Annotated in this window: 12 protein-coding genes and 1 pseudogene; 12 read left to right on the top strand and 1 reads right to left on the bottom strand. The window is 45.1% G+C overall.

Annotated elements, in window-relative coordinates:
* Positions 1-26 precede the first annotated feature (26 nt).
* From HQN88_RS06115 to HQN88_RS06090, 6 genes are all read left to right on the top strand, one after another.
* The gene (locus tag HQN88_RS06115; RefSeq protein WP_173109335.1) at positions 27-1,571 is read left to right on the top strand and encodes an ABC transporter substrate-binding protein; all 1,545 of its coding nucleotides are present in this window, start codon (positions 27-29) and stop codon (positions 1,569-1,571) included.
* Positions 1,572-1,630: 59 nt separating this feature from the next.
* Positions 1,631-2,833, top strand: a complete 1,203-nt coding sequence (locus HQN88_RS06110; protein ID WP_173109334.1) for a CynX/NimT family MFS transporter — start codon at positions 1,631-1,633, stop codon at positions 2,831-2,833.
* Between the two features lie 260 nt (positions 2,834-3,093).
* A complete protein-coding gene (locus HQN88_RS06105) occupies positions 3,094-4,194 on the top strand; it encodes a peptidylprolyl isomerase (protein ID WP_173109333.1) in 1,101 nt (366 codons plus the stop codon).
* A 30-nt stretch (positions 4,195-4,224) separates the two neighbouring features.
* Positions 4,225-8,604, top strand: coding sequence for an S-layer homology domain-containing protein (locus HQN88_RS06100; RefSeq protein ID WP_173109332.1), 4,380 nt, complete (start codon positions 4,225-4,227; stop codon positions 8,602-8,604).
* An 11-nt stretch (positions 8,605-8,615) separates the two neighbouring features.
* A complete protein-coding gene (locus tag HQN88_RS06095) occupies positions 8,616-11,507 on the top strand; it encodes a golvesin C-terminal-like domain-containing protein (protein ID WP_173109331.1) in 2,892 nt (963 codons plus the stop codon).
* 115 nt (positions 11,508-11,622) lie between these two features.
* Positions 11,623-13,794 carry a Sip1-related alpha-galactosidase gene (locus HQN88_RS06090; protein ID WP_173109330.1) on the top strand — a complete coding sequence of 724 codons (2,172 nt, stop codon included), beginning with the start codon at positions 11,623-11,625 and terminating at the stop codon, positions 13,792-13,794.
* Between the two features lie 79 nt (positions 13,795-13,873).
* On the opposite strand, the gene HQN88_RS06085 is transcribed toward HQN88_RS06090, so the two are convergent.
* Complete coding sequence (locus HQN88_RS06085) at positions 13,874-14,671, bottom strand: histidine phosphatase family protein (RefSeq protein WP_246320056.1); 798 nt, start codon at positions 14,669-14,671, stop codon at positions 13,874-13,876.
* 86 nt (positions 14,672-14,757) lie between these two features.
* On the opposite strand from HQN88_RS06085, the pseudogene HQN88_RS37290 reads away from it, so the two are divergent.
* The 6 genes and pseudogenes from HQN88_RS37290 to HQN88_RS06060 all read left to right on the top strand — a co-directional run.
* Positions 14,758-15,222: pseudogene (locus tag HQN88_RS37290) on the top strand (GNAT family N-acetyltransferase); the annotation flags it as partial.
* A 57-nt stretch (positions 15,223-15,279) separates the two neighbouring features.
* Positions 15,280-15,990 carry a class I SAM-dependent methyltransferase gene (locus HQN88_RS06080; protein WP_173109511.1) on the top strand — a complete coding sequence of 237 codons (711 nt, stop codon included), beginning with the start codon at positions 15,280-15,282 and terminating at the stop codon, positions 15,988-15,990.
* Between the two features lie 15 nt (positions 15,991-16,005).
* Positions 16,006-16,356, top strand: a complete 351-nt coding sequence (locus HQN88_RS06075; RefSeq protein ID WP_173109329.1) for a VOC family protein — start codon at positions 16,006-16,008, stop codon at positions 16,354-16,356.
* Positions 16,357-16,398: 42 nt separating this feature from the next.
* Entirely contained in the window at positions 16,399-17,277 is an 879-nt protein-coding gene (locus tag HQN88_RS06070) for an RNA polymerase sigma-70 factor (RefSeq protein WP_173109328.1), read from the top strand.
* 256 nt (positions 17,278-17,533) lie between these two features.
* Positions 17,534-18,637: a fatty acid desaturase family protein gene (locus HQN88_RS06065; protein WP_173109327.1), complete on the top strand. Its 1,104-nt coding sequence runs from the start codon at positions 17,534-17,536 to the stop codon at positions 18,635-18,637.
* Positions 18,634-18,951 carry a MocE family 2Fe-2S type ferredoxin gene (locus HQN88_RS06060; protein WP_173109326.1) on the top strand — a complete coding sequence of 106 codons (318 nt, stop codon included), beginning with the start codon at positions 18,634-18,636 and terminating at the stop codon, positions 18,949-18,951. Before HQN88_RS06065 ends, HQN88_RS06060 begins: the two co-directional genes overlap by 4 nt.
* The last annotated feature ends 63 nt before the right edge of the window (positions 18,952-19,014 follow it).

The raw sequence follows: 19,014 nt of genomic DNA, 5'->3' as shown, positions 1-19,014 counted from the left end.
AATATTATCATGGAGGGGTAAAGACAATGAAAATGATCCGTAATAAAATCGGTTTGGCATTAGGCTTAACCATTACCGCAAGTCTCTTGGTAACCGCATGTTCTTCGAACACCACAAGCACACCAACGACTAGCACAACGGCAACAACAGCTTCGGCGACGCCAGCACCTGCGAAGTTAGATCCGTACACAATCAAAATGTTCGTGCCTGGCGTTCCGCAGAAGGACCAGGAGCTGGTCAACGCTGAGGTCAGCAAGTATTTGAAGGACAAGATTAATGTGACGCTTGATATGCAGGTTATCGACTGGGGTAGCTGGGCAGACAAAATGAATCTGAAATACGCGTCCAATGAAGCGTTTGATATTACGTACACGGCGGCGTTTGACAATTGGAAAGGCAAAATTACAAATAACTCGATCATTCCGCTTGATGACTTGATGGCCAAATATGGGCAAGATGCGCTGAAAATCGTGAATCCTAAGGTCCTGAACGGGATTAAGTACAACGGCAAAACATATGGGATGCCGACCAATAAAGAATTTGCCGCCAGTAAAGGGTTCCTGGTACGCAAAGATTTAGTGGATAAGTATAAGTTCGATCTCAGCACTGTGAAAAAACCGGAAGATATGGAGCCGTTCTTCGAAGTCATTAAGAAGAATGAGCCCGGGATGATTCCATTCCTAAGCAGCAAGGGCAATGCGCTATTCATCGCCATACAAGAAGGCAACTTCTACGGGGCAAGCTCCAGCGCTACGAATCTCGGTGCCTTTGACCGCACTACGAAAGATCTAAAGCTGATTGACGTTTATAGCGATCCACGTTACATGGATATGCTGAAGCTGGCGAATAAATGGTATAAAGCCGGCTTTATCAATAAGGATGCTGCTACGTTGACCGACTTCGCAGGTACGTATCGCTCGGGTAAAGTATTTGCTTTCCCTGAAACATTGAAACCGGGGAAAGATTTGGAAGTGTCCCAAGCGACAGGTCAACAATGGGTGCAAATCGAATTTACAAAGCCGCTTATTACTACAGGCAGTGTACTTGGCAACATGTTGTCGATTTCCCGCACGTCCAAAGATCCAGAGCGCGTCATGATGTTCCTGAACTTGTTGTATACGGATAAAACGCTGCTCAATATGATTGCATTCGGGATTGAGGGCAAGCATTTCGTGAAGAAAGATGCCAACACCATTGATTTCCCTCAAGGTATGACAGCACAAACTTCAGGCTACTCCCTAGGAGCTCCTTACATGTTCGGCAATCAGTTCAATGACTACCTCTGGACGAATGAAGATCCAAAGAAATGGGAGAAATACAACAAATTTAATACAGACGCAGAAGAAGCAAAAGGAATTGGCTTTATTTTCAACAACGAAAATGTCAAAAATGAAATCTCTGCTTATACCAATGCTCTTGCTGAATTCTATCCTGGCTTGATCACAGGTACACTAGATCCAGTCGAATACCTGCCTAAGATGGTTGAGAAGTTGAAAGCAGCGGGTATGGATAAAATTAACAAAGAAGTTCAAACCCAACTGGAAGCATGGGCAGCCGCAAATAAAAAATAATGATTACATGGACGGCTCCGATAATCGGAGCCGTTCCCATTTAAGTAAGGGTGAGTTGCATGTGGAAAATTGAAAAAAATAAACTAGCCATGGTCATTGCCATTGTACTCATTGCTTCTAATTTACGGGCGCCATTAACGTCAATTAGTCCACTGCTGGAATCCATCAGTCAGAAATTGAGTTTGTCACATCTTGTGGCAGGCACACTAACGACGCTGCCTCTGATGGCATTTGCAGCTTTCTCTATTCTGTCGCCACGACTGGCCAATCGCTTTGGGTTGGAACGCGTGGTGTTCGCCGCATTACTCTTGTTGGCGTCAGGCCTTCTGATACGACCTTGGTCAGGTGTAAGTCTGCTGCTTGTCGGCACGACAATGGCGGGTATGGGCATTGCCGTTGGCAACGTCTTGCTGCCTTCCTTGTTAAATCGTTATTTTCCGAACCGGCTTGGATTTATGACAGGCATCTACACGGTCTCCATGAATCTAACGGGATCCATTGCATCGGCTTCAAGTATCCCAATTGCCAGGTCGTTGGGCTGGGGTTGGGAGAAAACGTTGGCTTTGTGGGGGATTCTAGCTATCCTGACCGCTTCCTATTGGTTGTACTGTATAAGAGCGCGTCAGCACGCAACGTTAACGGTCAATACAAGTACAAAAGAAAAACGAATATCCTTATGGCGATATAAATTATCTTGGCAAATTACCCTATATTTAGGATTGCAATCGTTCTTTTTCTATGTGGTCATGGCCTGGCTTCCTGACATTGCGGCAGAACGCGGAGTCGGTGCGGGCACCTCTGGTGTCATGGTCGGTTTGATGCAATTTGCCGGACTACCCTTTAATTTCGTTGTGCCTTTGATTGCAGTTAAGATGAAGAACCAACGTGTATTAGCAATGACGAGTGCTGCCATGTCTATTGGCGGGGTTCTTTGTTTATTCATGAACCATGTGGTGCTGCTTGCGTTAGGTGGCGCTCTCATCGGCAGTGCGGCTGGATTTGCCTTTAGCCTGACGATGATGTTCTTTAATTTGCGTACGAACAGCACACGTCAAGCAGCCGAAATATCCGGCATGGCGCAATCTATCGGGTATACACTTGCTTGTACAGGACCTGCTTTATTTGGTTGGCTGCATGACTTGAGCGGAGGTTGGCGTACACCGCTAAGTGTGCTATTCGTTGCTATCCTTGTATTTTTATGGGCGGGTCTTGGCGCAGGAAGAAATATCCGGCTTCCGGAAGAGGAGAGGTTATCTGCATGAAAGTTAACGACATACTTGAATTCTTTCCGATGAGGTCTATTTGCCATATCTAGAACAATTAGTCACAGAAGGGGAAAGGTTTTTGCAGACACCGGTACCCGATCTGGTTTGGTCTCACTTTGAGTCAAGGGAGATTGCAACGGATACTTCAGAATAGGTTACAAATTCGATGTTTATGTCATGTAATCATATAGTCGGGGCTGAATCATAACTGCTAATATGTGAGTGAGTTGGAAACTTTTTCACATGGAGGTGAGTAGATGACGATGAAAAAGGCGAGAAACAGCAGACTGGCTATCGGTTTATGGTGTTTTATTGTGATTCTGGCGGGTATCTTGCTAACTGGAAGCATACAGCTCATTCGAGAGGACAGTTCCAATGCTGCAAGTGTTGCCTCCGTTAACGGCGAGGTTGTTGAAGCTAGAGAATTTTCCGTCTTCTTAGTGGCGGAGCGCGCAAAGATTCTCGCTTATTTTCAACATACATACGGAGCTGAAGAGAGTCCTGAATTTTGGACAACGAGTTATCAGGGTGAAATTCCATTAGACAAAATTACTAAAGAGGTTCTTCGGAAAATGATGATGTTGAAGGTTCAGCAATCGCTGGGTATTCAATATGGTCATCTTCAGAATGCCAGCTATACGGCATTTCTTGAACAATTGCGGATTGAGAATGAACGAAGAACAAAGGATGCAAGAGCTGGTAAACCTATCTATGGTCCCAAACAATTGGATGCAAAAGTGTATTACGAGATGAGACAGTCACAATTGCTTGAAGATCTTAAGCGTAAGATGAACAGCTCTGCAACAATCAAGGAGACAGAAATTAAAACTTATTATGATGCGAATCAAAGGGATTTTGTGAAGGCAGGTATGAGCAAGGTAAACATGATTTCCATCCCTTACAGCGTAACGAATGAAGGAACATCCAAATTGGGCGCCGAGCAGCAGTTGGAGGATGTAATCAAGAAATTGGAAGCTGGCAAAGATTTCAAGACAGTAACGGATATGTATTGTGAAAATCAGCCTGCTATCTACAGGTGTAAGGAACAAGTTTTCGACGCCAAATCAGCCCGAATGGATGTGATGACGGGTCCCGCCATTGCATTAGCAGCGAAAGGTCTGCATTACGGCGAAATTAGTGGCGTTATTGAGGAGCGTCAGACACTCAACGTATTGCAGTGTGTGGAGAAACAAGCAGATGTTTTACTTCCACTGGATGAAGTGAGTAAGGGGATTGCACAGAAACTAGGTGATCAAGCTTTCGATCGGTTCCTTCAGGATAAAGTCAGCCAAGCTGAACTCATTGTGAATGATGAGGCGCTAAATTCCGTTGCAGCTAAAGTATTGCTCGAGAAGTAAGGAAATTCGAGATAATGACGAGGTGGCAGAATGAGAAAACTAGTAACAATGCTTACATTGGCAGCCCTTCTATTCAGCATGGTTCCCATAGCAACTCATGAGGCAGAAGCCGCAAGTATAACCGTTCTATCAGAAGACTTTCAAAACACTTCTATAGGTCAAGTGCCTACTGGGTGGGTGGCCACAGCAACCCCCAATGTAGTCAGTGTCGTGCAAGATACCTATGGTAACCGCTCTTTGTCCACGACAGAGAATAGCAATGGTACTGCAAATATGGCTACCTACAATTTTGCTTCTCCCATCACCACTTCTTTCAGTGTAGATTTGCGTGCTAAGACTAGTACAATCAACTCAGGCTTTGAAGGATACTTCTTTGCATTAAAGAATGCGCAAGAGGAAAAAGTGGTCGAGTTGTTGTTTTTCGGGAACAAGATTGCACGCAGATCGGGTGCAAACGATAAGACCACAGTCCTGACTGGTATTGCAGCGAATCAATGGTACAACATCCATATTGATGTGAACATGATTAACAAGCAATATAGTGTCACGATTGATGGCACAGCCTTGGCTTCAAATATTGCCATTTATACGCCAACAGCTAGCTCGGTTTCCCAGTATTCGTTCTCTTCGTATCGTAATCAGACAGGCACCATCTCTGTAGATGATCTTGTCATTGTGAAAGAAGACAACGGCCAAGGCGGAGGCCAGGTTAATCAAGCTCCGACAGCGGTGACTTTAAACGTGAATGGCACACCTGCACTTGGAAATAAGTTAACAGGTGACTACTCGTTCAACGATACGGAATCTGATCCTGAAGGAACGTCGGTTTACAAGTGGTATCGGGGGACACAAGCCAACGGCTCAGATAAAACAACGATAACGAATGCGGTGTATGCCGATTATACGATTGTGGCCGAAGATATTGGCAAATATGTATTTTTTGGGGTTACGCCAATTGCAGAACAAGGGACTATTTCGGGTACACATGTAGTAAGTTCCGGCGTATATGTGCCACAACCACCTACATCTTCGTTGGCGGGCACCGTTACGGGAAACACGATAGCGTTTGACAGTAATCATCGGTTTTTGGATGAGCTGTCAAATTTCTCACAAGTTTTCAGTTACAAAGGAACCACAATTAACAGTGGCAGTGCCATAGGTATGGCAGGAGATTTCTCCTACTATTCCGGGGCAAGTGATTTCAAGTCCATGGATATGGAAGTTACCTATAACAAATGGACGCTGAACTTCACGCCACAAAATGAACTATCCGTGTATGAAGCGGTGTATAACAGCCAAACAGGTACTTTTGAGAATGGCAAAAAAGTTACACTGCTTCGCAAGCTTCGTCCAGAGCTCATGTCAGGTGTTCAATATGTAAAAGCAACATACACCACGGCAGAACCGATTACACCAGGAACTAAATATCTACGCGTCATCCTGCCCCAAGCTACATTTTATGGAGATACGGCTACAGCAGCTGACTTCAAAATTGATCAAATTAGTATCCAGAGCTCACTCTCAACAACAACACCGCTAAGTGGATATGTAATTGATGATGCATCCAGTTTCTCTATGTATACAGCGGGAAGCGATACCTCCAATTTGCAAGTGGTCAATCCATCCACGATTGCCGATATACGAACCTTTGGCACAACTTCCTATATTAAGCGCAGGGATACGACAAATGCGTCGATGATGACGTATGCAGCGCCAGCTGGCAAGGACTTCAAAAATGCGTATGTCGAAGGCTATTATTTCGGTAATCTCCCGAGTAGCCCAGCCATGGAACTGTGGACCTCGACAAACGGCATTGATTTCACGTTGTACAACATTGCTGGCGTTTACAAACATCCAGCCTTCGGATCCTTAGCAAATAACAGCATACCGGACGTTGTGCAAGCGAATTATTTGCCTCCAGCAGTCAAATACGTCAGGGTGAAGCTCATCGGAAATACAGGGAACGGGTTCCCTTACTTAACGAAGATGGCTTTCGGCTATGGGACGGAAGTTCCTGTTGCTCCGATTGATACCGACATTATGATCAAACGCGCTGCAGGCGAAATCGTCCTGGATGGTGTGGTTGAAACTGATGCTGAAAATGGCAATCCAATAGGTGAATGGGCTGGCAGCGAACTGATGCGCATCGCAGGCGTAACCGATAATAACGGAGATAAGCATAGTGCGGACATTTATTTTAAATATGATGAGAGGAAGCTGTATCTCGGAGCTAAAATCAAAGATCCAACACCGATGATCAATACCAAAACAGGAACAGGTATCTGGAACGGTGATGTGCTTGAATTGTTTATGGGTGCTGAGGATCTCGATTATATCCAGTATCCAGATAAAAAGGGTACTATGCTTCCAACTGATATTCAGTTAGTACTTGGAAGCGGTATTGATTTTGGTTATCAATCCTATATGTCCATTAATGGCGTAAACTCCAAACCGTCCGTTTTCATGGAGCTTAAGAAGGACACAGATGGAAAAGGCTATACGATGGAAGTGGCCATACCTCTGCATGCACTAGGTTTATCTCAACCATGGACCGGCAAACCATTCATTCTGAACGCTTTCCTGAGCGACGGAGGCTTTGCTAGTCGTGGTCAATGGGGCTGGACAATTAACGGTGAACAGAACAAGAAGGTAAGAGGAAACTTTGGCAAGATTGCCTTTGAGCCAACAGCAGTACCAGTTTCAGAGATGAATGTGATGGCGACCGTCGATCCGAGCACGCAGTTCGTTACGGTGAGCGGGCAAACGTATCATGTTCAGGACAGCTATGTGACAATGGCGATGCAAAATGAAGGCGGCGTAACGATTGCACTGGACCAAACCACTAGCGATGAAGAAGGAAATTTTGCGTTCCAGTTTGATTTAAGTAGTTTGGCTAATAAAAAAGGATCATACACGGTCAAAATTGGCGGCCAAGGTATCCAGGTTCCGCAAGCAACGGCCTTTACAGTTGGTGATGCCAATTCGACTCTATCAGCAATAACGGTTTCGTTTGATAAGAACGTATCCAAACAAGCTGATTTGAACGTTGACATGACCCTGAATGGGAATACGCTGACAGCAATTAAGAATGGAACAAACGTTCTAATTGCGGGTACGGATTATGTCGTGAACGGCACACGGGTTGTATTATCCAAATCGTACCTCGCGAGATTGCCCTTAGGTGGTTCAACTTTATCATTCGAATTCAGTGCAGGCACTGCTTCTGCGTTGACCCTGCTGGTGGTTAACACAACTGTTATTGAACTTCCAGGCACAGGCGGTTCTGGACCTGGGCAAGATTCGAATTCAGGTGTATTGACAGGGAGCTATTTGAAAGGAAGTGCAAGTTACACCGTTGCTTCCGATAAGATTCAGGTCAGCTTTCCAACGGATGCTTTCAGTTATATTGGGCAGAAAAAATTTGAAATCAAATCCAAAGAGCTGAGCGTGAGCATTCCACCAGAGGTTTTCAAACAAGTGGCGGCTTTGACGGCAGGAACAGAATGGAAGAATGCTGTGGCGACATTCAACATCACGCCACTCACTGAACCTGCAGCTAATCAATTGCAACAACAGCTCCAACAAGCCTTTGCTGGTAATGTGAAACTGGGCAGCAAAATTCACAATTTCGAATTGACACTGACGAGTCCATCTGGCAAGACCCTTAAAGTAACACAATTCGATGCGCCGATCACCCTTCGTCTGAAGCTTGATGGCAATACGGAGGTAAAGTGGGCAGCCTTATACTACATTTCAGATAATGGCCAACTGTCTTACATTGGCGGTCAGAGCAGCAATGGTGAAATTACTGCGGAGCTTCCGCATTTTAGCCAATATGGGGTACTTGAGCTGCAAAAAGATTACAGCGATGTCCCTGCAGGCCACTGGGCTGCCAGTGCCATTCGGGATCTAACCGCCAGACTCATACTGTCGGGAACAGATGCGAAGCGATTCGAGCCAGACCGGAGTCTGACGCGAGCAGAGTTCACGGCGCTATTGGTCAAAGCGTTGCATCTTTCCAGCAAGGGTACTCATGAGTTTACCGATGTAGTTCCAAACAGCTGGTACGCAGAGTCGGTTTCCATTGCTGTCAGCAGAGGTATTGTACAAGGCAAAAGCGCGACGTTATTTGAGCCCAATGCACCAATTTCCCGTCAAGAAATGGTCGTTATGTTCATGAGGGCGTTTGAGAAGAATAGCCAGTCCTCCGCTTCGGTAGCATCCGCGAATTTCGCTGATCAGTCGCAAATTTCATCCTGGGCAGTAGATGCTGTGAACAAAGCTTTCACCAACAAATGGATTCAAGGACGTGCCAATGGAAAGTTCGAGCCGCTGGGTCATACCACACGCGCTGAGGCCGCACAAGTGATCGTCAATCTGTTCAACGCGATATCTCTCGTGCGTCCATGAGGAGGGTAACCATGAAATATAAACGTCAAATTGTACAGATGATTTCCATTGCTATGACAGCAATTATGCTGCTAAGTGCATGGGGAGCTGTCGGTCCTGTTAATCGTGCCTATGCTGATGGAGTTACATACTATATGGATGCCGTTAACGGAAATGACAGTAATAATGGAACGAGTGAAGCGACAGCTTGGAAGAGCTTAGCAAAGGTGAACAACAAGACTAATTTTCAACCTGGCGATCATATTTTGTTCAAATCTGGCGGTTCTTGGTCAGGCTCTCTGAAGCTGAAAAGCTCCGGGGCAGAGGGGAATCCCATTGTTGTAGGCAAATATGGGGATGGTCCTACACCAATCATTAATGCCAATGCGGCTTATGCAGCGATCGATCTGGAAAATATTCAGTATATTACGCTGCAGGATCTGGAGTTAACGAACTTTAATCCAGCGGCACCGGATGACTACAAAACGGGTTTTTACAGAAGAAGCGGGATCTGGATTAAATCATTTCACAATGGACCTATGAATGATATTACGATTCGTAATATGGATATTCATGATGTCACAGGGATGAATTTGACAGGTGAAGCGACGACCACGACGACAGATGGCAAGGATAAAGGCGTTAACAAAAACGCGAACGCCGGTATCCAAATTGAAGCGTGGGAATTCGAAACAGGCAAGCCCAAAGCATATATTGACGGTTTGACCCTTGAAAACAATTATATTCATGATCTGGCGGTCATTGGGGTTAATATTACGGCATTCTCCAATGATGTCGCGTATTTTAACCGAAATGTCACGATTAAAGGTAACACAGTGTCAAATACGGGTGCAGACGGCATCATTGTAGGGGTATCAGTTAATCCATTGATTGAGCATAACATCAGTTTGGATGCAGGTGCTTATGCCCCTGGAATCAAATGGATTGCCGGTATCTGGGTATGGAGAACCGACCGGGCGCTCGTGCAATTTAACGAAGTAGGGCGTACACGTGCGGAGATTAAAGCCGATTCGGATTCTGCAGCTTTCGATACGGATCTGGCCACGCGAGGCGACCATATTTTCCAATACAATTACACCCATGACAATGCAGGCGGTTTCTTCATGGATATGGGGCAGTTGAAAGGCGGCATCAACATCCTCCGCTACAACATCAGTCAGAACGATAAGCGTGACGGATGGCATAGCTATACGATGAATATCAACGACCCGGGAATCTATTACAACAACGTTTTCTATAATGATCTTGGCATCGGGTTTCAAATGAAAAATAATCCGAATGCAACGTATATGAACAACGTTTTTTATGTAACTGGGCCATCTCCCGTCACAGAAACGTATCCGACGGGTCCTAAATTTCTGTCCAACGCATTTTACGGCAAGGCAGCACCAGCACAAGGGAAGAATAACGTTGTCGGCGATCCTGGCTTCGTAGATCCCGGTAAAGGTGTGGATGGTTACAATACGGTGGACGGTTATAAGTTAAAGCCGGATTCGCCGTTGATTGGAGCGGGTACTGTCGTCGCTAACAACGGGGGAAGAGATTTCTGGAACAATCCGATTTACCGGGGATCGCCAGATATCGGGGCGTTCGAAGATTCATCTACAGCCATTAATGATACGATTGCTCCGGTGAAACCAACTGCGGTGGCAGTGAAAGATTACCAGGACTCGACCGTCACCTTGACATGGGCGGCTTCTGAAAATGGTGTGGAACTGGATGCGGAAATTTATAATGCAGCGAACAATCAACTGCTCACCTCTGTGATCGCCAGCAATGAAGCTACGGTAACAGGTCTCACGCCAGATACGGACTACAATCTCTACGTGGTAGCCAAAGACAGGAATTGGAATGCGTCCGAGCCAAGCGCAAACATTGCCGTAAAAACGCGAAAATCTGTTATCATCGATGATACACAGGCTGTTAAGGTCGGTACATGGACGGCTGCAACAGGAACCAATTCCTATAATAACAACTTTGTGAAGATTGCAGCAGGTTCGGGAACGAACTCCGTCAAATGGACACCACAAGTTACGATTCCCGGATTTTATGCGGTGTATTACTATCTGCCGGACGGAGGTTCATCGAGAGCGGGGAATGCGAAGTACACAGTGACTTCTTCAACAGGATCCAAAACCTATACGGCCGATCAAAGACCGGTTAGAGGGGGAACCTGGAACCAGCTCGGTATTCATAGTTTTAGTGCAGGTACTTCGGGCTTCGTTCAGTTGAGTGATGCAGCAAGCGGCGAGGTTGTCGCTGACGCGATTAAACTCGTTTATCTGGATGGCTTCGGCTTGGAAGATATCGCGCGCATTCAGCTGTTCACTACGAAGCTGCAATTACGTGAAGGCGAAACGACGAGATTCTCCGTGACAGGTACTGACAGCGAAGGGCAGATGGTAGAACTGCCTACGGATTCTGCGGAGCTGTCTTATATCGTTGACGATCCGACGGTTGCAACGATCAACGGTGGCATTGTTAGTGGCATTTCCAATGGTGTGACTCACTTTCACGCCAAATTCAGCTATAACGGCCGGTTCCTAGACAGCAATTCAGTTGAGTTGATTGTCGGGCCGAAGCTGGCAGTAGAGACACCAACGTTCACGGATGCTAATGGTCAGGAACTAACCGCTATGAAAGCAGGTACGATTACGGTATCTTCCAGAATCATTAATTCATCCGAAAAGCATCTGAACGCAACGTTAATTGTCGTCTTACATGGACCAGCCGGTATTGTGGAAACCAAGAGTCAGGAGGTCGTATTGAACAAATACGATAATAATACGCTAACCGTGTCGATTACGACGCCGGAACGAGTGGAAGGGTATTCGCTTAAAGCATTTATTTGGGATAATCTCACGGATATGACAGCTTTAACTGATTTAGCGATATTACAATAAGGAATCGGAATGGCGTAGGCAGGGCGAAGAGTAAACCTCTGCCTACGCCATTCAACAATTAATGGGATTGATTAATACTAACAATTATGGAAAAAAAATCAGGATGTGAACAACGATGTTTAGGTATAAGGATACGACATTATTCATAGCTGCTCTTCGGGAAGTATTAGAAGTGACTTCTGACAAACCAGTGTTGAAAGGCTTGGGCATAACCGTATCTCTGGAGGGTGAAGCACCTAAGAAATTACTCTATCAATCCAGTGATCAGATAAATGGTGTCAACAACCTAGGGACTTATGATGAATTTACGTTACACTTTCATAACGATACTGTCGTATCTGTGGCTTTAAAACTGAGGAACTACGGTGATGTCGTTCTTGGATTCGTAGAAGGCAAGATTGCTTGTGAGAATCCCTTCATGCGAAGGAAATCATTTGCGGCTAAAGAGAGTATTGCTATTACAGTGGATGAGATTGAGGGCATTCACAGTTTACTGGCGAATTACCAACATAACGACTGGTGGACTCGGCCACATTTCGATCCAGATTTGATAAAGCTTCCAACGCATACCATATCCCTGCTATGGCAGTCGGATTCAACTTACTACCACCTGCTGCCTGTGAGTGGGCCGATGTGCCGAACCGATCTTAAAGGTGGGGGTGGGACAGATGGACAGGGCTTTTCTGTGATCCTGTCATCCTTTCAAGGAGGTTTACAGCGTGAAGACGCACTTGCGTTCGTGCTTGGCATGGGTGACGATCCATACACATTGGCAGATCGAACAACTGATACTGCTTTGAAGGAGCTGAATTATCCAGTCCTTCCACGTGAGCGCAAAACGTATCCAGAAGTTCTGGATTACTTGGGGTGGTGTAGCTGGGATGCCTTTTATCAAAAGGTGGATGAGCAAGGGGTAGTGGCCAAAGCTAAGGAGTTCAATGATCTAGGTCTGCCTGTTCGTTGGATGATGATAGATGACGGCTGGTCCACAATTACGGACGGGAAGCTGCAGGGTTTCGATGCTAATAGCGACAAATTTCCAGAGGGACTCGCACATACGGTATCCATGCTTAAAGAACAGTATGGTGTAAAGTGGGTCGGTGTCTGGCATACGATCGTCGGGTATTGGGGAGGAATCCATCCGGAGAGTACACTAGCGAAGTCACTTGGGAATTACCTGTACCAAACAGCAGACGGCAGTCTTATTCCTTATCCTGATCCAGCCTTAGGCTTCGGCTTCTGGCACGCCTGGCATGGTTATCTTGAACGCCAAGGAGTAGATTTCGTCAAAGTTGACAGCCAAGCTGCGATTAATAACTTCCTGCAATTTGAACGTTCTGTCGGCGCTTCGGCCTCGGCTGCTCATCAAGCCATAGAAGCCTCGGTAGCGCTGCATTTCAATTCTACGATGATCAACTGTATGGGAATGGCGGCAGAAAACATTTGGCATCGTCCGAAATCTGCGGTGTCGCGCAATAGTGATGATTTTATGCCGAAAAGTCAGAGTGGTTTTCGTGAGCATGCATTGCAGAACGCTTACAATTCCTACTATCATGGTTCCTTCTACTGGGGAGATTGGGATATGTTCTGGACCATCAATCATGATGATCAGCAGAATGCTGTGCTTCGGGCAATTAGTGGGGGACCTGTCTATATCAGTGATCCGTTGGGTCAAACCAATCCTTTATTGCTCCTGCCATTGATATATAACGATGGAAAGTTAATACGATGTGTACGAACTGCTCTTCCTACGAGGGATTGTTTGACCAAAGATCCGACCCGTGATGCAATTCCGCTAAAAATATGGAATTATGCTGGTGAAGCTGGCCTGATTGCCGCATTTCATATTGGGGAGGAAAGTATAACGTTGGAAAGTAGCTTATCAGCTTCAGATATCCCATCGTTTACGGATAAACGTGTTGTTCTCTACGAACATTTCTCGCAAGCGTGCAAGGTACTGGAAGCGGGGGAAAGTTACTCTTTTAACATGCAGCCAGAGTCGTGTAAGTTGTTTCTACTCGTCGAGGTCAAAGGTAAAGTAACGCCATTAGGTTTGATTAATAAATATGCCTCCCCGCATGCGATCATGAATCAATGGAGCAAGGACGGAAGTGAGATCATTCGACTTCGGGAGGGGGGCAGATTTGCTTTTCACATGCATGGAATACCAACCCAAGTGCTGGCCAATGGGGAAGAGCAGCCAATTATTTCGATAGGAAATGACGTATTTGAAATTGTGTGTGACCACTTCCAGCAGGAAGTAGTGATTGAAATAAGTTGGCGCTGATATTACGTCACGCTTTATATGAAAAGGCTGTTCGACAAGTAGAAAATATCTGCTTTCAGACAGCCTTTTTTGTGTTTTTTTAGTCAATATTGTCGGCAACCAGACCAGCACGGCTGAGGGGGAGTCCTGCTTGATAGATATGTCCGACATCTCCAACACCGTAGCATCGCGGAGCAGCCCAACCATGTGCACGTTCCTCCATGACGACCGTTGTAACCGAGCTAGGTGCAATCCAAAACCCAGCCCATACCATCGGTAAGGGAAGCTCTAGGAGGTGAGACAGCCAAGCTAAACCAAAGCCGAGATGGCAGAACACAGCGATGGTATCACGGTTGGGCTCGACAATGCGATAACGTCCTCCTTCACGTTGATAGCCGTTTTCCTGAAAGAAACGATCTGAGTTGAGACGAATTTCCTCATATTTGTCATGAAAAGCAGGATTGTCATAAGGTGGCAGTTGATGCCAGTTCTCGCTGGAAGGAAACGGACGTTGCTCACGAATCCACGAGTTGTCAGCATTCCAAATAACTTCGGTTTTACCCGAAGGGTTCTGGAAGTTCCAACCCTCTAGTTCAGCCGTCCATGGTAATAAAGTGGGCTTAATGCCCATCGCATCAGCGGTGTACTGCATCGTGTGAATCGCTCTGCCAAGAGGGGAATGGTAGATTCGATCGATTTTCGTTCCAGAAAGTCTTGTTGCTAAGGCTTGCGCTTCAAGATGTCCAGGCGGTGTAATTGTGTTATTGGGATAGTCCGGTTCAGCATGTCGAATGATATAAATTTTCATAACGGCCTCCAATTCACTCTTCTGTATAAATGTAGTATAGGCGGCTTTGAAAAGCATCGCAATAGCTTGCGAAAATTCACGATTGTGCAAAAACAAACTTCCTTTTTGAATAAAAAAAGAATATGGAAGTCGAATGTCGAAGTCATAGATAGCAAGAATTGGAAAGGAGATTCGTTATGTTAGTTTACCAAACAGATAGGTTAACGATTCGAGAACTTGAACAAAGTGACAAGAATCTGCTGGTTTCCTGGCTGAATGACCCCTTGGTATTAACTTATTATGGAGGCCGCGATTGCCCCCACGATGCGCATTTGGTGGATGAACATTTTTATCAAGAAGAAGATTCTGTGGTCAGGTGCCTTATCGAATATGAGAACCAGCCGATCGGCTATATTCAATTTTATGAGATAGAGGAAGAAGAACGTCTCGCTTACGGTTATTCGGATTCAACTGAGAGGATCTATGGGACAGACCAATTCATAGGTGAAACAGCTTATTGGGATAAAGGGATTGGGAAACAGCTAGTAAGATCGATGCTGGAGTATTTGATGAATGTCCATAAGGCAGACCGCGTAGTCATGGATCCGCAACAGTGGAATATTCGAGCGATTAGCTGCTATGAACGATGTGGATTTACAAAAGTGAAAGAACTGCCTGCACGGGAGATGCACGAGGGAGAGCTGCGAGATTGTTGGTTGATGGCGTACTCGCGGATTACGAAGATTAGAGAAGAAGAAAGAAAATATCATGAGGCCTGTTACGAAAACTACAAGTTGTTTGAAGAAGGCTCATGGTTATCAAAACCAGTGAAAACGGTTATGGATACTTTATCTTATTTCGACGGTTATGATAAAGTAAACGTTCTGGATTTGGGTAGTGGAGTTGGGCGAAATAGTATACCCATTGCACAATCGCTGAAACACAGGGAGGGTAAAGTGCTTTGCGTGGACATTATGCAATCCGCCTTAACCAAGTTGCTGGTATACAGTGAACAATTCGGTATTAGTGGTCAAATTGAAACGCACCTCTCCGACATTGGGGAGTATGACATTCCTTTGAATACCTTTGATTACATCGTTGCTGTTTCTTCCCTCGAGCATGTTGACTCTGAGCAATCCTTCAAACGTGTTCTGACTAACATGGCCCAAGGCACAAAAGTGAATGGGGTTAATTGTTTGATCGTAAATTCGAATCTGCAAGAGATCGATAAGTTAACTGGGGAGGAATTAGTACCTCTCATTGAACTTAATCTGACGACAGAACACTTATATGAAATATTGAACGAACAATATGTAGGTTGGGACATTTTATTAACAACATTAAATAAATTGACATTCAACATAGAACGCAATGGTAGACAGATCCTACTGAAGACAGATTGTCTAACGTATGTTGCAAGAAAAAAATAAGAGGAGCCTCCTTTTATGAACCCCATTCAAAACGAGATTGGTACCGTCTTTATCCCTGTTAGAGACATTGTCAAATCACGTGATTGGTATTGTGATCTGTTAGGTATCACCAATGATGGAGAGATTCATCACGGGCATTTGTATGTGTTGCCAATGAAAGGGACAAGCATCGTGCTTGATAGTAAGATTTTCGCTGAAGATCATATTTATAAGGTACCCGTGTTTCATCTCAATACGAAAGATATTCAGGCCTCCTATGCCTATATGAAGGAAAAGAATGTCGAGCTGGTAACAGGCATAGAGCATGGACACTGGTTTAATTTTAAGGATCCCGATGGGAATTTACTTATGATATGTATGTGTTAGCTCCCTGCGGTTACACTACAAAGGGGAAAGGAGCTTCATCTAATGGAGTTGGAAACGGTCTATCTGACATATAAACAGCTTTTATTCTCAGTTGCGTACCGCATGTTAGGCTCTGTATCCGATGCAGAAGATATGTTGCAAGACATGTTTATTACACTGCAGAAGACAGACACCGGACATGTAACGAATTTGAAATCGTATTTAGTCAAAATGGTCACGAATCGGTGCTTGAATTACTTGAATTCAGCTAGTAAGCAAAGAGAAACCTACATAGGCACTTGGCTTCCAGAGCCTCAAGTGACGTCATCCCGCGAAGATCCGATGGGAAGACTTGTTCAGGATGAAACGATTTCATATGCGTTTCTAGTAATGCTGCAAGAGCTGTCAGCTGTAGAGCGTGCGGTCTTCGTGCTTAGAGAAGTGCTCGGTTATGATTATGAAGAAATTGCGGACATGCTTCATAAAACGGAAGCGAATTGCCGCAAAATTTATAGCCGCGCCAAGAGTAAAATCAATGATTCATCAGATGAAGAAGATGAGCGTTCATTGGGAGAAACAGAACCTCTGGTCAAGAAGTTTCTTCACGCAGTGGGTACGGGGGATTTCCAAGATTTCGTACAACTACTTATGGAAGATGCTGTTATGGTCTCAGATGGGGGCGGGAAGGCAAGTGCTCCCATTCATCCGATCTATGGAAAAGAGCGCATCGCTGCTTTCTTCGAAGGTGTTCAACCCAAAGGAGCGTTGGAGGGAGAGTGGTTGACTGTGACGTTCAATGGACAATCCGGGTTGATTCTAGTTAAGGATCAATCTCCTTTGATGGTTGTCCTGTTTGAGCTTGCGGCGAGTCGGCAACAATCCAACCATCTCTATGTCATCCGAAATCCAGATAAATTACATCACATTTATTCTGAACTGTAAGGTCACAAGGTTTGTTCGATCATGTTGGCAAGGATTTTGATTAGAGTCATGAGAGGGGATTCCCCAATCATGGCTTTTTTCTACTTGAAATGTAGAGAAGGATGTTTTAAAATAAAGTTGTGCCCGAGCACGAGGTGGAGCAACAAGCAAAGGCAAATCGTACAAAGCCATGGTGGCTTTATTTTTTGGACATTTTCGTGCCCGAGCACGAACGAATTAAAATCCAATCAGTTCCAACCAAAAAGGAGGCGTTAATGTGGCCATTGTTGTTCAGAAAAGAGATTACAGTATCACCGGCCAGGAAAGCATTAGAGCGCAAGAACGCGGTTTAGCAAGTGCAGAGTGGTATGCTAGCCCCATTCCCCGCACAAAAATGAAAGAATTAATGAAACGCAAGGATGGACCTGCGATACGGGACACCATAATCTGGTTTGGTGCCTTGCTGATATTTGGTTATCTGGCGTATTTATCATGGGGAACTTGGTGGGCTGTGCCGGCATTTTTCGTTTATGGTGTGATCTATGCTTCTCCAGGCGATTCGAGGTGGCATGAATGCGGGCATGGTACAGCATTTAAGACGCCTTGGATGAACGATGTGGTGTATCAGATTGCATCATTCTTCGTACTACGTTCAGCTACACCATGGCGTTGGAGCCATGCACGGCATCATACGGATACCATTATTGTTGGCAGAGACCCAGAAATTCTGATGGAGAGACCACCGATCTGGAAAATCATTCTCATGCAGATTTTTCATTTATATGGCGGACCCATCGAGATTAAGCGATTTGTGCTGCACACGATAGGTCGATTGGAAATACAGGAGAAGGATTATATTCCAGCTTCCGAGTTTCCAAAAGTATTTCGTGAAGCTCGCATCTACATGCTGATCATCGTTGCCACCACGGCGGCATGTCTATATATGGGAAGCCTGCTTCCCGCCATGTTTATTGTCTTGCCATCTTTCTATGGCAACTTGTTTGTACTTCTTTTTGGAATGACACAGCACCTTGGACTTTATGAAGATGTACTAGATCACCGTTTGAATACACGTACGATTCATATGAATCCGATCTTTCGATTTTTGTACTGGAACATGAACTATCATACCGAGCATCATATGTATCCCATGGTACCCTACCATGCCTTGCCTAGACTGCATCAAGAGATGAAGGGGGATTGCCCGGCCCCACGCACGAGCTTATGGGCGGCACTGAAAGAGGTTATTACAGCGCTGCGGTTACAAAAAAATAACCCCTCTTATGTGGTGGTGAAACCGTTACCCGTAACGGCTCAACCTTATTATTATGGCGGTAACCGCGAAGAGGAACAATCTACAATAAGGAGACAACACATATGACGAACGAATGGATTGAAGTCTGTGCTGCTAGTGAATTAGAAGAGGAGGATGTTATTCGATTTGATCATGGCGAAGCAACGTTCGCTATTTATCGAAACGCTCAGGGACAATTTTTCGCTTCAGACGGCTATTGTACACATGAAAAAATTCATCTATCGAAGGGACTTGTCATGGGAAATCTCATTGAATGTCCGAAGCATAACGGTCGATTCGATATCACAACAGGAGAGGCGAAGCGAGTTCCCGTCTGTATCAAGCTCAAAACCTATGCAACGAAGGTTGAATCAGGCAAGGTGTTTATGCAATTGGTATAGTGGGGAAGAGAAAACATGAGGTACGAATGCCGCGGACTTGATATTGAACTTCATTTCAATCAT

The organism is Paenibacillus qinlingensis (genome assembly GCF_013204845.1).
GTDB classification, from domain to species: domain Bacteria; phylum Bacillota; class Bacilli; order Paenibacillales; family NBRC-103111; genus Paenibacillus_E; species Paenibacillus_E qinlingensis.
The sequence above is the reverse complement of the archived record's forward strand: the minus strand, read 5'-3'. Positions and strand labels throughout refer to the sequence as shown.

What these genes read in the sequence shown, in the direction of transcription:
- HQN88_RS06090 (WP_173109330.1), top strand. Translation starts at nt 11,623, where the DNA reads ATGTTTAGGTATAAGGATACGACATTATTCATAGCTGCTCTTCGGGAA.
- HQN88_RS06075 (WP_173109329.1), top strand. Translation starts at nt 16,006, where the DNA reads ATGAACCCCATTCAAAACGAGATTGGTACCGTCTTTATCCCTGTTAGA.
- HQN88_RS06070 (WP_173109328.1), top strand. Translation starts at nt 16,399, where the DNA reads ATGGAGTTGGAAACGGTCTATCTGACATATAAACAGCTTTTATTCTCA.
- HQN88_RS06115 (WP_173109335.1), top strand. Translation starts at nt 27, where the DNA reads ATGAAAATGATCCGTAATAAAATCGGTTTGGCATTAGGCTTAACCATT.
- HQN88_RS06095 (WP_173109331.1), top strand. Translation starts at nt 8,616, where the DNA reads ATGAAATATAAACGTCAAATTGTACAGATGATTTCCATTGCTATGACA.
- HQN88_RS06080 (WP_173109511.1), top strand. Translation starts at nt 15,280, where the DNA reads ATGGCGTACTCGCGGATTACGAAGATTAGAGAAGAAGAAAGAAAATAT.
- HQN88_RS06060 (WP_173109326.1), top strand. Translation starts at nt 18,634, where the DNA reads ATGACGAACGAATGGATTGAAGTCTGTGCTGCTAGTGAATTAGAAGAG.
- HQN88_RS06105 (WP_173109333.1), top strand. Translation starts at nt 3,094, where the DNA reads ATGACGATGAAAAAGGCGAGAAACAGCAGACTGGCTATCGGTTTATGG.
- HQN88_RS06100 (WP_173109332.1), top strand. Translation starts at nt 4,225, where the DNA reads ATGAGAAAACTAGTAACAATGCTTACATTGGCAGCCCTTCTATTCAGC.
- HQN88_RS06110 (WP_173109334.1), top strand. Translation starts at nt 1,631, where the DNA reads ATGTGGAAAATTGAAAAAAATAAACTAGCCATGGTCATTGCCATTGTA.